This is a genomic window from Oscillibacter valericigenes, from assembly GCF_021531915.1.
In the GTDB taxonomy this organism is placed as follows: Bacteria; Bacillota; Clostridia; order Oscillospirales; family Oscillospiraceae; genus Oscillibacter; species Oscillibacter valericigenes_A.
In genome coordinates this window covers 1-13,972 of sequence record NZ_JAFBIV010000029.1, presented here as the reverse complement: position 1 = coordinate 13,972, position 13,972 = coordinate 1, and the positions used below count along the sequence as shown (strand labels likewise).

The 13,972-nt window shown below is 49.3% G+C and carries 17 protein-coding genes and 1 tRNA gene; 14 read left to right on the top strand and 4 right to left on the bottom strand.

What is annotated here, in order from left to right:
- The 10 genes from JQM66_RS12020 to JQM66_RS11975 all read left to right on the top strand — a co-directional run.
- The coding region (locus JQM66_RS12020) for a tyrosine-type recombinase/integrase (RefSeq protein ID WP_235230111.1) at nucleotides 1-743 on the top strand (743 nt) is incomplete at its 5' end.
- Entirely contained in the window at nucleotides 733-930 is a 198-nt protein-coding gene (locus JQM66_RS12015; protein ID WP_235230110.1) for a helix-turn-helix domain-containing protein, read from the top strand. The genes JQM66_RS12020 and JQM66_RS12015, both read left to right, overlap by 11 nt.
- Before the next feature lie 127 nt (nucleotides 931-1,057).
- Nucleotides 1,058-2,455 carry a site-specific integrase gene (locus JQM66_RS12010; RefSeq protein WP_235230109.1) on the top strand — a complete coding sequence of 466 codons (1,398 nt, stop codon included), beginning with the start codon at nucleotides 1,058-1,060 and terminating at the stop codon, nucleotides 2,453-2,455.
- Nucleotides 2,456-3,036: 581 nt separating this feature from the next.
- The gene (locus JQM66_RS12005) at nucleotides 3,037-3,357 is read left to right on the top strand and encodes a hypothetical protein (protein ID WP_235230108.1); all 321 of its coding nucleotides are present in this window, start codon (nucleotides 3,037-3,039) and stop codon (nucleotides 3,355-3,357) included.
- Between the two features lie 143 nt (nucleotides 3,358-3,500).
- On the top strand, nucleotides 3,501-3,920 hold the full coding sequence (locus tag JQM66_RS12000; RefSeq protein ID WP_235230107.1) for a hypothetical protein: 420 nt from the start codon (nucleotides 3,501-3,503) through the stop codon (nucleotides 3,918-3,920).
- 33 nt (nucleotides 3,921-3,953) lie between these two features.
- Nucleotides 3,954-4,400: a hypothetical protein gene (locus JQM66_RS11995; RefSeq protein WP_235230106.1), complete on the top strand. Its 447-nt coding sequence runs from the start codon at nucleotides 3,954-3,956 to the stop codon at nucleotides 4,398-4,400.
- Nucleotides 4,401-4,422: 22 nt separating this feature from the next.
- Nucleotides 4,423-4,626, top strand: a complete 204-nt coding sequence (locus tag JQM66_RS11990) for a hypothetical protein (protein WP_235230105.1) — start codon at nucleotides 4,423-4,425, stop codon at nucleotides 4,624-4,626.
- Between the two features lie 272 nt (nucleotides 4,627-4,898).
- Complete coding sequence (locus tag JQM66_RS11985; RefSeq protein ID WP_235230104.1) at nucleotides 4,899-5,606, top strand: hypothetical protein; 708 nt, start codon at nucleotides 4,899-4,901, stop codon at nucleotides 5,604-5,606.
- A 238-nt stretch (nucleotides 5,607-5,844) separates the two neighbouring features.
- Complete coding sequence (locus JQM66_RS11980) at nucleotides 5,845-6,015, top strand: hypothetical protein (protein WP_235230103.1); 171 nt, start codon at nucleotides 5,845-5,847, stop codon at nucleotides 6,013-6,015.
- A 282-nt stretch (nucleotides 6,016-6,297) separates the two neighbouring features.
- A complete protein-coding gene (locus JQM66_RS11975) occupies nucleotides 6,298-6,441 on the top strand; it encodes a hypothetical protein (RefSeq protein WP_235230102.1) in 144 nt (47 codons plus the stop codon).
- 198 nt (nucleotides 6,442-6,639) lie between these two features.
- Here JQM66_RS11975 and JQM66_RS11970 read toward each other — a convergent pair whose 3' ends face one another.
- Nucleotides 6,640-6,852, bottom strand: a complete 213-nt coding sequence (locus JQM66_RS11970; RefSeq protein ID WP_235230101.1) for a helix-turn-helix domain-containing protein — start codon at nucleotides 6,850-6,852, stop codon at nucleotides 6,640-6,642.
- Nucleotides 6,853-7,120: 268 nt separating this feature from the next.
- Between JQM66_RS11970 and JQM66_RS11965 the strand changes: the two genes are divergently transcribed.
- Nucleotides 7,121-7,399, top strand: coding sequence for a hypothetical protein (locus JQM66_RS11965; RefSeq protein ID WP_216631701.1), 279 nt, complete (start codon nucleotides 7,121-7,123; stop codon nucleotides 7,397-7,399).
- Between the two features lie 164 nt (nucleotides 7,400-7,563).
- Entirely contained in the window at nucleotides 7,564-8,127 is a 564-nt protein-coding gene (locus tag JQM66_RS11960) for a tyrosine-type recombinase/integrase (protein WP_235230100.1), read from the top strand.
- A 60-nt stretch (nucleotides 8,128-8,187) separates the two neighbouring features.
- Here JQM66_RS11960 and JQM66_RS11955 read toward each other — a convergent pair whose 3' ends face one another.
- Entirely contained in the window at nucleotides 8,188-11,130 is a 2,943-nt protein-coding gene (locus JQM66_RS11955) for an S-layer homology domain-containing protein (protein WP_235230099.1), read from the bottom strand.
- A 120-nt stretch (nucleotides 11,131-11,250) separates the two neighbouring features.
- Between JQM66_RS11955 and JQM66_RS11950 the strand changes: the two genes are divergently transcribed.
- Both JQM66_RS11950 and JQM66_RS11945 read left to right on the top strand, forming a co-directional pair.
- The gene (locus JQM66_RS11950; protein WP_235230098.1) at nucleotides 11,251-11,496 is read left to right on the top strand and encodes a helix-turn-helix domain-containing protein; all 246 of its coding nucleotides are present in this window, start codon (nucleotides 11,251-11,253) and stop codon (nucleotides 11,494-11,496) included.
- 77 nt (nucleotides 11,497-11,573) lie between these two features.
- Complete coding sequence (locus JQM66_RS11945; RefSeq protein ID WP_235230097.1) at nucleotides 11,574-12,710, top strand: helix-turn-helix transcriptional regulator; 1,137 nt, start codon at nucleotides 11,574-11,576, stop codon at nucleotides 12,708-12,710.
- A 72-nt stretch (nucleotides 12,711-12,782) separates the two neighbouring features.
- Here the strand turns inward: JQM66_RS11945 and JQM66_RS11940 are convergent, their stop codons facing one another.
- Together JQM66_RS11940 and JQM66_RS11935 are read right to left on the bottom strand one after the other, a co-directional pair.
- The gene (locus tag JQM66_RS11940; RefSeq protein WP_235230096.1) at nucleotides 12,783-13,715 is read right to left on the bottom strand and encodes a tyrosine-type recombinase/integrase; all 933 of its coding nucleotides are present in this window, start codon (nucleotides 13,713-13,715) and stop codon (nucleotides 12,783-12,785) included.
- A gap of 104 nt (nucleotides 13,716-13,819) precedes the next feature.
- Nucleotides 13,820-13,895, bottom strand: a tRNA-Thr gene (locus JQM66_RS11935).
- Nucleotides 13,896-13,972 lie beyond the last annotated feature (77 nt).

Genomic DNA, 13,972 nt, shown 5'->3' with positions numbered 1-13,972 from the left:
TCAGCGGCAAGCATCTGGTCAGTTATGTGATCTATCTGCAGGACACCGGTAAATCGGCCAGTACCATCAAAACGGATCTGGCTGCCATCCGGTTTTTCCATGACAAGATGGATCACAAGTACACGCTGCCCTCTAATGACGAGTTGGGCGTTGTATTGGAACGTCGCAGGTTCGGACAGGATGACCGCACCTGGAGCATGACAGAGTTCAACAAGATGCTGGGTAAGGCATTGGCCATTGACCGCTATGACTTCATCCTTGCCCTGTACCTGGCCCGCTATGCTGGCCTCCGTATCCATGAGTGTTTCCGCATCGACACCGCCACGGCGGAGCGGGCGCTCCGGGAGAACGCCATTACCATCAAGGGTAAGGGCGGCAAGGTGCGGACGGTTCCCATCAACGAGCAGATCACCATTGCCATGCGGAAGCAACTGGAGCGCACGCCACGGGGGCATAAGCTGCTGGTGCCGGATGAGATGCCCACAGACCGGGCCATTAACCACCTGCAATTTTTCATTATGAAGCACCGGGATGAGGTGCGGGATGTGGACTCTGACCGCCCGATGACCTTCCATGGGCTTCGCCATACATACGCGGCGGAGAAGTACCAGGAACTGATCAACAACGGCAAGAGCCCGCTGGACGCTCATTTTGAAGTTTCCCGTCTATTAGGCCATGAGCGGCCGGATGTGACCAACATCTATCTGGCTTCCGTGAGAAAGGGTGATAAGCATGGCCAGTAAATATCGCTCTTACGATGAACTCCCGCTGACCCTTCGGGTAGAGGACCTGATGCCCATTCTCGACATCGGGAGAAATACAGCGTATGAGCTGGTGCGCTCCAAGCAGATCTACAGCGTAAAAATTGGACGCCAGCTACGGATTCCCAAGCAAGCCCTGATCGACTATCTGACATCTTCTCGCTCCTGACAAAAGCATGGGCGGTTGAATTTTTCAGCCGCCCATGCTATACTCGCCGCATGAATGGGTACTCCACTTATGCAGCAGGAAGGAGGCCGCCGGCCGCAATTGGCCGTGATACTGCAAAGGAGTCACAATGAAACCACGCAAAAAAGGACAGCAATATGAGATCTCATACCGCTGTCCCGGATATTCCAAGCCGTTCTATGAACGCTTTTCCTCATATGAGGAAGCAAATCTTCGTATCGCGCAAATTGAATACGAAAAATCCCTTGGTGTCTTCCAACCGCCTAAACCTGTTCCCATTCCAATTCGTTCTAATAGGCAGAAGTATATCACCGTGGGCGAGTTGATGGACGAGTATGTGCAGGTATATGGCCTGAATCACTGGGGTGACTCGTTCCTGTCCTGCAGCAAGCATCGGATCGAGCACTATATCAAGCCCTACCTTGGGAATGTGGCCGTCAAAGATCTGACCACCCACGATCTGGATCTCTTTTACGATTCCCTGCAGGATAAGCCCGCAGTTATCCTAAAAGGTCATAAAAAGACGGATGCTACTGTCTCCCTCTCCGTGATTGAGAAGACCCATGCACTGCTCAGAAGCGCCTTGAATCAGGCGGTCAAATGGGAGTATATCTCCAGCAACCCCGCAGAGCGGGTCACGCTTCCCAAATACCGTTCTGCTGAGCGGGATGTGTGGAGTGCCAGCGAGGCGCAATACGCACTGGATTGCTGCTCAGATCCGATTCTCCATACCGCTATGCTTCTGGCCCTGGGCTGTTCCATGCGAATCGGAGAAATTTTGGGCCTCACATGGGATTGTGTGGATTTTTCGGACGAGAGCATTCACGATGGTACTGCACATGTTTTTGTGAACAAGGAGCTGAAGCGCTGCCAGAAAGATAGCCTGAATGCCCTTGCCCACCGTGGCCGCTCCCAAGTCATCTTCACCTTTCCTGAATGGAAGCAAACCGATTCTACCACTTCACTGGTTCTGAAATCGCCCAAAACCGAAAGCAGTGTCCGCAAGGTCTATCTTCCCAAGACAGTAGCGTTGGCTTTGCGTGAGGTGAAGAGTTCGCAGGATGCGCTCAAATTGTTAATTGGTAACGAATACTCTGATTATGGTTTGGTCATCGCTCATGAAGATGGGCGGCCATACGAAGAGCGTCAGATTGCTGCTCTGCTGCGCAAGTTAATCGCAGAGTATGACCTGCGTCCAGTGGTATTTCATAGTCTGCGCCACTGCAGCGCTTCTTTGAAGCTACAGATTGGCGGCGGCAACATCAAAGCCGTTCAGGGTGACACTGGACATGCGCAAGCACGGATGGTAACAGACCTCTATGCCCATACGCATAATGAGGATCGCCGGCGTCTGGCGCAGAAAGTTGACGAAGATTTCTTTCAAAAGCGCCCATCAGAAGCCAAAAAAGCAGCGGCTGATCAGGCAGATCTTGCCTATCAACTGCTGCAGGATCATCCCGATATTGCCAAGCTGATCATCGCAACACTGCAAAAGAAAAGCTCCTGAAATGAATTTGTTGGAAGAATTGTTGGAAAGTTCGGTTTTCCAACAGATTCCCAGAAAATTGAAACCCCTGAATCCGTTAGGATTCAAGGGTTTCAATGGAGCTGCTGGGCGGATTCGAACCGCCGACCTCATCCTTACCAAGCGCAGTGGGCTACGCCCCCAGCGGGGAGAGGCTTCTATCCATTGAAATCCTTGCGTTCTGCAATGTTCTTAATCTCGAAACCACATCAGGATGTATGATTTGCACCGCATCCCTAATGCACTTTCATCATACTCCAAAAGCCACCCAAAAACAAGGAAAACTACATCAACTTTCAAACAACTCTCATTCCAAAAGCAAACAAGATTGAAGCCACCCCCTAACATCTTTTTTACAACTCTGAAATCTGCCGCCGCCCGCCTCAATGCTGCTTGCAGTTCAGACCTTATGCACCCCCGTTTCGGGAAGGTGCATTTTCTTTTTGCCCTTTTGCACCTGTGCCATTATAACGACTGGCTGAAAAATAAATTTGGTATACTGGTATCAGAAACAAGGGGAACACAAAAGAAACCCAAAACCAAAACGAAATGAGGAACTTAAAATGAAGAAGCAGAACAAGAAGAACAAGCGAGCAGGTCGTAACGTCTTTGGTCAGAAGTGTATCGCTAAAGAAGTTACACTCAATAAGGAAACTGCACTGGAGCAGTATCTTGAAGTTCTCAATGACATCGAGCAGCATCGTCAGTTGGGTATCAATATCGAATACGATGTCAAGCTGCCTAAGGATGTATTTTCTCGGGATGAGATCGATGAGATGAACAGAAAAATGAGCAATCTGATGATGCTCCGCTATGGCATGGCCCCGATGAATGTTGGCAAAGCAACTTCCATTGTTTTCCCTGTCCCTTCTGCAATCGCATAAGACAGGCCAAAATCCACACACGCAAAATCAAGTACCATTAAAACGACAGGTAAATCTTCTGAACAAGCTATAATTAAATCATAAAGAACAGGACGACGATCCTGATAAAACTAAAATAATAATTTATTAAAGGAGAAATGACTATGTTTACTAACCACATGACTAAGAAGATCGAAATGACCAAGACCGAGGCCAAGGCCGCTGGCAAGCCTAATACCGCTGAGTACAACACCCTGCTGGAACTGATGAACAACTTCCCCAACTATCAGATCGAGATCGTGAAGACCGCTGCCAAGAAGGTTGACCGCTTCAAGGGTCTGGATTATGACTACATGAAGAACTACATCGAGAGCCATGACAAAAGCAAGCTGGAAATCTTCTACGAGCTGCGCGGTCTGGACAAGGACGGCAAGAAGATCGGCATGGCTGCCGCCGCCACCTACGGCGAAATCAAGATGTGGTTCCTGACCCAGTTCCCCGAAATCGAAAAGATGGGTGAGAAGGTCAGCAAGATCATCGAAGAAACTCGCAAGGCTCGTGAAGCCATGAAGACCGCCGCTTAATCCAACAGAAAAGAAATTCAGGAGGAAAATACAATGAACGCAAAGAGTAAGATGAAGGTTCTGCACGAAGATAGCGTGATTGAGATGAACAAGACTTTCGCCAAGATGGTTGAGAATCCTTTCAGCGAAGAGTACGCATTTCTCCAGAAAATCCGCCGTGACTATCCTGAGTACAAGGTGACTATCCGAGAGATCAAGAAGAATCCCAACAAGGAAACCTACGCTGGCCTGACCTACGAATACATGAAGGACTACATCATTCTTCACACTTCCAAAGAAGAGGAAACCGAAGCCATGGCTGAGTTCAATGAAATGCTTCTGATTTCCAGATGTCACTCCAAGGCTCTCCGCTACCCCACGATCAAGAAGTGGTTCCTTGCCAAGTACCCCGAAGTTGCCGAGTTCGGCTGCACTATCCCCGCCGCTGAGAATAGCAAAGTTGTTGATCTGCCCCAGCATTCCGCAGAAGATGCCGCTTAATTAAGAAATGGAGGAAATGAAAATGACTACTACCAAGAGAGAAAACAGAATTGCCGAGCTGGTGGAACTGGCACAGGAATGGAACTGCACCTTTATGGATGCTCTGCTGGAAATCCTCTACACCTTTTACGAAATTGCTGGTTTCGAGCGTGAGCGTTTGGATGCCGAATTCGGCCCCATGTCTGATGATGAGCTGATGGAAGCCTATCTGGTCACTTTCCCCTAAAACCGACTCTAAAAGTGCCTGATTTTGATTTTTCAATCAAAAAATGTTATAATAATTATAGAAAAAGAGATAAAAAGTCGCTTTTTAGAAGAATCCCCCCAAACGTCTTCCACACATAAAGAAGTATAGTTGGAAAACCTTTGGGGGCATGAAGAAGAAAGTCTGGCACGGAGTAAGAGATGGAACAGTTAGAATGTAGATTCTATTCAAGATAGGAGATTGCCGAAGCCCTTTCGGTCAATCCAAACGACAGCAAGCATTTTGCAGAGAGGGTGAAAGCCACCCTTGAGAAATGGGGTTACGAATACAACTACTCCAGAAGTGGAGTTGAGATCACAGGAAAACCTGAGCTTCCAGAAGAGAAACTGAAAGAAATCCTGATACGAAAACTGAACCTTGATGTTCAGATCAACGCATACGACTTTGCCTGTTTCCTCTGCGCCTTTACCGACATCGGCAGCTTTGACAGTATGCCATGGAAGGAGCGAGAGATCCAGATGAAGCTGAAATACGAAACAGAAGTCACAGACCGAACCTTGCGAAGCTGGTGCAACAAGCTAATAGGCAAAGATATCGTCCAGAAGTGCGGGAGAGAAACTTTTTGGAAAACACAGCGTTTTGGAAAGGAGAAATACCGCACGCCGGTTGCCGTCGATGATCTGAGAATGGCGGAATACTTCCAGAAGAAAAGAGAGTATTTTGAAGTGGCGATGTTGGCTGCCGAAAAAGCCGGCAAGAAGGGCAAAGAGGCTGTCCTCGATGCGTGGGACACCACCTTCAAATCCCTCTGGCGCGAATTTGGCTGCTGTTACTACTCTTGCAGAGGGCTGCTGTTCAACGTAATTGAAGAAGATTACATTTTTGAAATCTATGAACTGGCGCAGGAGATTGCCGCCGCGCCTGTCATCCTCCCTCCAGACAAAAGAAAAATCAACTCAAAGGAGGACTACCATGAAACATGGTTCAGGAGCAACTTATGAAGACCGCGTTTATGCCATGCTGAAACGCGATGGCTGGGCGGAGTAGTTTGAACACCCTGGCATTTATGAAATCAGCATCGACGGTCAGACCGTCTATGTTGGAAAGAGCAAAAATATGCTCCGACGTCTGGCGTAGCATTGGGTAGGCATCAAAACAGAGAGCGAGCGCAAATACCGCATACTTGCCGAAGCAAAACGGCACAGGCACGCAGTTGGATTTTCTGTCCTGTATTACGCCGTGGAGCTGACCACCAAGCTGATCGAAGAAGAGCTGGGAGAGAAAGAGGGCGAGTTTATCAGAGAGTTAAAGCCCGTCCTGAATACGCAGATACCCAAGGCCGACAACTGGCGCAGTTACGAAATCAATGAAAAAGCAAGTACCATCACTCTGTCCGAGATTTTGCAGTAGCAAAATACATAAATCTTGATAGAGCAGATTTTATATAGATTGAAGAAAATTTCCTTAAGGAGGATTAGATATGAGCTATAGCAAACTTGACTACATCGACATGATGATAGAACACGTTTAGGACTTACGTAGAAGTATTTGCGGAGAACCGTCCGCAGATACACTTGCCTTATGGCATTTGGACGATGTGCATTTTCAAATGTGGCGCGACTACTACGCCCAGCAGGAAGAAGAACTCGACGATGACTTTACCTTTAAGTTTACAAGTGAGGTGAAGTTGAAGTGAGTGACAAGAAGAAGGATAAGGAGAAAGACAAGAAAAAGAAGAAGTCCGCCATAGAGGCCGAAATCATGCGTTTCATGGAAAAGAGCATGAAGACGGCTCTGGATTCGGCATTAGATGACATCTTCAAGGATTGGAAATAACAAGAGGCGGAAGCCGTTCTCAATGGAACGGCTTCCGCCTCTTTTCGTTTTTCTCCGCCTGACGGCAGACTTTTACTCTGCCGATCACAGCCAACAAAACCGTCTTCTGGATTGAAAACGCCTCTCCGCAAGAGAGGTGCCCATCCAATTTCGGCAAGGGGCATCTGAAAAATTTTTCTCCCGAAAGGGTAGCCCCCGTCATTCCGCATTTTTGACGAACTCGATCAAGTCCCCTGGCTGACAGTCCAAAAGTAAGCAAAGCGTTTCAAGGGTAGCCCACGACACCATCTGACCGCTTCTCAACTTTTGGAGCATGGCTTCCCCCATGATCTTCTCTTTCCTGATTTTGTTTGTGTTGTAGCCAGTCTCTTTGAGCATGGCAAGCACATCAACCTTGTACTGCATCGGCATTGTTGTTTCCTCCCTCTGGGGCAAGCCCCGATTTGCAGACCTCTTCCATTGTCCTTATTTTAGCACAGAATTACACCCATTTCAAGTGTCAATATTACACATAAAACAGGTGTAATTTTTGTGCAGTCTGCGAATTGTATTACACTCGAAAAAAGTGTATTATATAGACAGTTCAAGGGAGCGCGAAACGCATTCTCCGAGTAGGCAGGACGCGAAAGGAACTCACGCCGCGCTTCAAAAAAAGATAAAGATTACGGAGGAAACCACAATGACTAAGAACGAAATGATTACCATGATCGAAACCATGAACAACTACGACGATCTGGCTGCCAAGGCGAAAGCCAAAGCCGATGCCATCCGCGAGGCCATCAAGGAAGAGATGGTTCGGCAGGACACCGAAGAGCTGGTTGCTGGTGCTTACATCGTCCGCTTTACCAGCGTGATCTCCAACCGCTTCGACAGCACCACCTTTAAGCGTCTGTACGCTGATCTCTACAAGGACTTCACCAAGCCCGTCAGCTCCCGCCGTTTCTCTGTTTCCTGCTGACAGGGAAGCCCGCCGCCCTCAGAAATGGGGGCGGCGGGGAAAGTTCTTATAATCCCACAAATACGAACACCAAAAGCCAGACATTTCAAGGCATCGAAGCTGACGCGGCAAACAAACGAACTTGACCGCCGAAAATTACGAACTTTTCTCTTCTGGAGGACACCATGAACAAGAAAACAAAGGCTCTCACCACGGAGCAATACAAGGAGATCATTCAGGCCATGAAAGAGGGCTTCTGCGGCTGCCGCCCCAATGAGCGGATTGCCACCGCCCTTGTTCTGGAGGGAAATCTGGGCCTGCGGATCAGCGATATTGTGAAGCTCCGCCTCTGTGACATCGTTCGGGACGGAGACAGATACCGCCTTGAGATCGTGGAGCAGAAGACCGGGAAGAGCCGCGTGTTTACTGTGCCGCTGGTGATTCAGCAGTACGTCGAAAACTACTGCTTGCGGAACGGCATCCGCCGGGATGAGCTGATGTTTCCGATCACGGAAAGGGCTATCCAGAAGCAGCTAAAAATCGTCTGTGACTATTTGGGGTTCGAGGGGATCAGCACCCACAGTTTTCGCAAATGGTATGCCACAGAGATTTACAAGAACAATGGCTATGACATTGCCCTTGTCCAGAGACTTTTGCAGCACTCCTCTGCCGCCGTCACGCAGCGTTACATCGGAATGGAACCGCAGAGGATCGAAGCAGCGATCCAAGGCCACGCACAACTTTTGTAATTTTCTTTTGGATAGACGAACAGGGAGCCGATTTCGGCTCCCTGTTCTTTTTGGAAACTATTATTCTACAACTTTTTCACAAAACCTTTGCAGCATCACCGCAAACTGGGCACGGGTCGCTGTGCCCAGAGGACTCAGCGTACTTTCTGTCGTGCCGTTTATCACACCTGCACCACAAGCCCACTGGAAAGCGGGAATCGAGTACTCGCTGACAGAGAAGGCATCGTCATAGGAAAGAATATTTGTGTTTTCTCCAACACTTACATCGTATCCCATCAAAACTGCATAACGGTAAAGAAGTGTCACCAACTGCTGGCGCGTAACCGCTGCTCCGGGATTTGTTCCATCACTAATGTCATTTGCCATAGCCCAATCTTTGGCTGCGGTCATATCCTCCGCACTCTTTCCGCTGACACGGGAAAGCATCATCCAAATCTGTTGGCGAGAGATATTGTCTTCAGGCGAATACTCAGAATCAGAGGTGCCGTTAACGTAGCCTTGCTCTGCCGCCCAGACGATTGCATCTTTCGCCCAATAGTCTTCTGCTACATCAGTAAAATCAGGTGCAGCGGGCTTTTCGGGTTCTGTCGGCTTTGAAGGTTTAGAGGGGGTGGACGGTGTGGGATCAGGATCGGGCGTAGGATCAGGGTCGGGTGTAGGAGATACTGCAGGAACCGTCACCAACAGGAACTTGGAGAAGTGATTGGTTGTGAAGATAATATTGCCGTTCTGATATTTTGCTTCCATCTGCTCCAGTTCGCCGGAACCATTGAGATAGTAAACGCGGACATTAGTGCCTTTGGCAAGATCGGCAGTATACTTGATAGTAGCCTTTCCGCCCAGTTCATGCTTGGGGCTGCTGCCAAAATAGAGCTTCAGGTCGAGGACATCAAGAGATGTTTCGCCGCTCTTGAGGGCGGCGGCAATGAGGGCTTTCTCTTCCGCCGTGGCGGCATCTGCCGTCATGCAGAAGGAAACAGGCTCAGTCTTCCCTGCAATGGAGTCCACTATAGCTTTGTCCAATGTAACGCCACCGGGGAACCGGTCAGCCCCAATCGTCACATCGCGTCCCAGTGCGGCAAGTTCGTCAAAAAGGTGCTGAGGCAAGAACTTGGCGGCGGCGAAGTTGCCCTGAGCGTTGGAATGGAAGAGGAGGGAGGACTCATCGTCGGGAGCAAGGACGTTGACGTAAGAGCCAAAGGGCCATTGGCCGTCGTTGCGGCCCTCCAGGAAGCAAAGCACATCGGAATCGTTGGTGTAGAGGGTGAGGGTGATGTACTTGCCGCTTGCTTCCCACACGTAGTCAAAATCGGTGTAGGGGATATCGTCGATCTCATTGCCGTTGGCAAGATACTGGCGCTGGCGGCAATAGACCTCCACGTTTACAGGACTTTCAGGGCCAAGGCCAAAGAAAAAATTGGAGTCCGTGGGCAGGAAGGTAAGGGTTTTGGAGAATTTGTAGCCTGCAAAGCGCCCCTCGGTATTGGTGTTTTCTTCCGCAATAGTATACATACGGAAGTTTTCTTCGCTGACCGTGTTACCTGCGTAGAAGGCAAAGTCAGGGAGACGTGTGGAAACGTCAAGATAATAGGTGGTCTGCGTGGAATCGTCATCGTAATAGATCTGGCCGTCACAGAAATCGTAGGCGGCGAAGATGTAGCCGTAGAAATCATCGCCGTTGCAGCGGACGGGGTCTACCGTGAGGTCGGGAGAGAAGCCCACTTCCACAGGGATGAAACACGCGCCGTTATAGAAATAGGTAGCGATATCAGTGCGGTCAAAGTAGGGGGAGAGAACGATGGGGGTGTTGGAATAGGATGCGCTTGCATTGACGGAAGGATTGTCGCTATCTGCGTTTTGCAGAGGCTTGTAGTAGATACCCTTTTCGTAGGTGGGGGCGGGAGGCTCTACCGCCTCAAACTCTACCAGAATTGCCTTGCCGTGCGCCTCGAAGGAGAGCGTGAAAGGCTCCATGGCATTAGGGATGGTCATGCAGACGTAGGCGAAGCGGTGATCCTCGCTGACATAGTCCATGGAGAAGGATATGTTGTTATCAGAGAGGAGGGTGCCGTTATTGCCCAGGGCGAAGTGGCTTTGCTCGGTGGAGGTGAGCTCGCAGTAGGCGAAGAAGAAGGGTTCGCCCGGTACATAGGCGAGGCCCTCATAGACGGGAATCTCGCCAACGTAGGAATCAATATCGTTGAAATCGGAGGGGGTGTCGTTTGCGAAGGAGTTGTAAATACCGGTTTGGGCATCGGTGGGGAAGAAACGGATGGAAAGCCGTGTTTCGTCCGTGCGGAAGCCAAGGATGCACTGGGGCATGATGTTGGGAATGGTCATGGTGACCTTCCAGAGCCTGCCCCCGGTGATGGGGATGATGGAATAGTCGATGCCGTTGGAGGTGAAGAAGTTTTCGCTCCAGCCACTATCCAGAACGAAAGTAGTGGGCGTTTCGGAATAATAGTAGAAGGAGAATTCCTGACCGGAGGTGTAGGGGAAATCGGCGTAGTTGGCATTCCAGCCGTCGTCGGCGTTTCCGCCCCAGGAGTTCACGGCCACAACCTCGCCCTTGGGCTCACCGTTTTCCACTGCGGTATAGAGACCGGTGGCGTTTCTGTCGACAAAGGAGACAGGATAGCCGCCCTCGGGCCCGGTGGACATGGAGCAGGAGAAGTCACCGTAGCCTGCGGGCGTATTAATGGTGACGGCCCAGAAGTGGTCTGTAATTTTGGTTTGGCTTATGAGTGTTCCCATATCGAAAGCGATGCTATTGACGCCCGTATCGTAGTAGTAAAGGGTGCAGGGAGCGCCGGAGGTGTAGGGGATATCATAATAGCCACTGGGATCATTGCCGGTGGCAGAGATTACGTCGCCTGCGGGAGCGTTATTCGCCATGGCGAGATAGAATCCGGTTTCAGGGGTGTTGCTGTCGGCTGCTGCAGTTGCAGGCAGCAGGGAAAAACACATTACAAGAACTAAGACAACTGACATCAACTTTTTCATGGCAAAACCTCCTATGGTATTGTAACTATCATAGTAGCATATTATCTGCTTGATGTCTATTATCGCAGACCGAAAACACGCCTTTTTCTCTTAAACTATTGGGAGAAAAGAGGTGATTGTGTGCAGTTCAATAACTTGGCTGTTGGAACAGTAATTAGAAATCTCCGCAAGGAAAAAGGCATTTCGCAGGACGTTTTAAGCGGATTGGCTGGAATTGCACGCACTCATTTGACAATGATCGAGAGTGGAACAAAACAGGCAAATTTTGAAACCCTGTGGAAAATTGCATTAGCCCTTGATATTCGTCCCAGCGAATTAGTTTCCAAAATAGAGCGAGAAATTGAAAACAGCACAAATACCGATTAAAGGCAGGAACTCCTGCCTTTTTTCTTTACTTCCGGCGTGTTATAATGACAAAAATGGCAAACACGGAGGCGGCAAGCATGGCCAAAAAAATCAATGAACATGGCTTTGAAGAGTTTGAAAAGGGACACGGCAAAAAGCCAAACCAGAAGCTAAAGCCCTACCTTGTTCTGCAATACCTCCTGCGGCAGTCCGATGAAAACCATGTGGTTTCCGCTGAGAATATCGTTGGCTATCTGGAAGAGAGCTGCGGCATCTACGCTGAGCGCCGTTCAATCTACCGCGACATTGAAGAGATCAACAAAGCAATGCTCATTGTTGAAGAAGAAATTGATGTCCATGAAGCAGAAGAACGCATTGCTGAAGACGAGAGCGAAAAGTTGGTCGTCTATGACAAGAGCAAAAAGGGCTTCTATGTGCGCCAGCGCCACTATCAGCCCCAAGACATCCGACTTCTGGCAGAGTGCGTCTACTCTGCAAAATTCCTTTCTGCCGGACAAGCAGAGCGCCTTGCAAATGTAGTTTGTGAGTTTGTCAGCGAGGCACAGGCCAAGACGATCAGGCACGATGCTTTCCTGACTGACCGCGTGAAAACAGATAACAAGGGCGTTTTGAACAGCATTAGCACCATCAATGATGCCATGAGTAAAGAGTTGGATGGGCAGAAGCACGAACCTGAAAAGATTTCCTTCCAGTATCTCAAATACTCCATCAACGATGTCGGGCAGCAAGTAGAGCGCCGCAAGGGAATGAAGTACACCGTCAGCCCCTACAAGCTGCTGATCAACGACGGCAACTATTATCTTCTGGCATTTGATGATTACGCACAGGACATGAGAACGTACCGCGTTGATCGCATGAAAAATGTGAGCTTCACCGGCAAGCCAAGAGAGGGCGCAGAAGCCTTTGCCGCAATCGACTTGAAAACATACACAAAGCGCGTCTTCTCCATGTTTGGCGGCAAGCAGGAGCGCATCACCATCCGTTTTATCAATCCTCTTCTGGATGCGGTTGTAGATCGTTTCGGAAACGACAAGAGCAGCGTTCAGTATGCCAAGGTGGATGACACCCATTTCAGCGTGACAACTCAGGTGGAGATCAGCGATCAGTTCTTTGGCTGGGTGCTGGGCTTTGGCAAAAAAGCAAAGCTGATCGGCTCTGATAGAGCAGTCGAGCAGTTCCGCGCGTATCTTGATAAAGTCCGAGAGATGTATTGAAGTTCATAAAAAGATGTTAAAAAGAAGCAAGAGACTTGTATGACTCTTGCTTCTTTGTTGTTTCGATCATGTTTACTTTCTAATTCGCTCTTTGGGCTTGCTGATCTGAGCCAAGGGAGAAAAGGTATCGTAGTTCTTCGCAATGTCAGCATCAAAAATGTTGCAATAGATTTTGGTCGTTTTCAGCGTGGAGTGTCCCATGAGCTTCTGGAGGGTAAACGCATTGCCCCCACAATCCACCAAATACTTGCGGGCGAAGGTATGACGGAAAAGGTGAATGCTTGTCTTTTGGACGCCGCGCCGCTGATTGTATGCAGCAATCGCCAAGCGCAGCGCGTTTTCTGAAAGCATCCCGCCATACTGATCGCAAAAGAGGTAATCTTCCTCCGCGCCGCCTCTGATCTCCATGTAGTCCTGCAGAATGGACACCATGAGGCTACACAGGGGAATGACCTGTATCTTTCCAACCTTTGTATGCCGCAGAATGATTTGCCGCGCCTGCAAGTCCACATCTCGATTCTGAATGTTTCTGACAGTAGCGGCACGGCAGCCGCTGTTCAAGAGGAAGTTTACAATCACCCATGCCCGATACTCACAGAAACTGCAGTCCCGCCCTGGCTTCTTCAAAAGCCGAGTCAGCTCTTCATCTGTGTAGGTCTCCTTCACCGTTTCCTTTTCTTTCATGTTCGGGAGCATCACGGTTGTCAGCCCCTCCCCATTGCACCAATTCAGAAAAGTGCGGAGCTGACGCACATAGGTGGCAATGGTGTTATGCGCCAATCCTGACTTTCTCATAGAAACCACCATCTCATCCAGCATTTCCTTTGTCAGCGAATCAAAGGGCGTCTGAATGTCAAAATGCAAAGAAATGTTGTGGAGATTCTGATGGTAATTACGGATCGTGACATCAGACACCCCCTTTGCCGTTTTTGCTGTTACAAACGCCGCAAAAACCTCTTCAAATGTCTTTCCGCTGTGCTTGTTCATCGTGATCTTTTTAGCCATAAAATAGACCGCATCCCTTCTGCAAAAATCGCAAGTTAGGGATGCGGTCTGACTTTTTCAGAAACAAAGAAAAAACCCTTGAAAACACAAGGTTTTCAAGGGTTTGGAGCTGCTGGGCGGATTCGAACCGCCGACCTCATCCTTACCAAGGATGCGCTCTACCTACTGAGCTACAGCAGCATAAATGGCGACCCGGAACGGGCTCGAACCGTCGACCTCTAGCGTGACAGGCTAGCGTTCTAACCAACTGAACTACC

What these genes read in the sequence shown, in the direction of transcription:
- JQM66_RS11960 (WP_235230100.1), top strand. Translation starts at nt 7,564, where the DNA reads ATGAACAAGAAAACAAAGGCTCTCACCACGGAGCAATACAAGGAGATC.
- JQM66_RS11955 (WP_235230099.1), bottom strand. Translation starts at nt 11,130, where the DNA reads ATGAAAAAGTTGATGTCAGTTGTCTTAGTTCTTGTAATGTGTTTTTCC.
- JQM66_RS11965 (WP_216631701.1), top strand. Translation starts at nt 7,121, where the DNA reads ATGACTAAGAACGAAATGATTACCATGATCGAAACCATGAACAACTAC.
- JQM66_RS12010 (WP_235230109.1), top strand. Translation starts at nt 1,058, where the DNA reads ATGAAACCACGCAAAAAAGGACAGCAATATGAGATCTCATACCGCTGT.
- JQM66_RS11990 (WP_235230105.1), top strand. Translation starts at nt 4,423, where the DNA reads ATGACTACTACCAAGAGAGAAAACAGAATTGCCGAGCTGGTGGAACTG.
- JQM66_RS11995 (WP_235230106.1), top strand. Translation starts at nt 3,954, where the DNA reads ATGAACGCAAAGAGTAAGATGAAGGTTCTGCACGAAGATAGCGTGATT.
- JQM66_RS11945 (WP_235230097.1), top strand. Translation starts at nt 11,574, where the DNA reads ATGGCCAAAAAAATCAATGAACATGGCTTTGAAGAGTTTGAAAAGGGA.
- JQM66_RS11970 (WP_235230101.1), bottom strand. Translation starts at nt 6,852, where the DNA reads ATGCCGATGCAGTACAAGGTTGATGTGCTTGCCATGCTCAAAGAGACT.
- JQM66_RS12000 (WP_235230107.1), top strand. Translation starts at nt 3,501, where the DNA reads ATGTTTACTAACCACATGACTAAGAAGATCGAAATGACCAAGACCGAG.
- JQM66_RS12015 (WP_235230110.1), top strand. Translation starts at nt 733, where the DNA reads ATGGCCAGTAAATATCGCTCTTACGATGAACTCCCGCTGACCCTTCGG.
- JQM66_RS11940 (WP_235230096.1), bottom strand. Translation starts at nt 13,715, where the DNA reads ATGGCTAAAAAGATCACGATGAACAAGCACAGCGGAAAGACATTTGAA.
- JQM66_RS12005 (WP_235230108.1), top strand. Translation starts at nt 3,037, where the DNA reads ATGAAGAAGCAGAACAAGAAGAACAAGCGAGCAGGTCGTAACGTCTTT.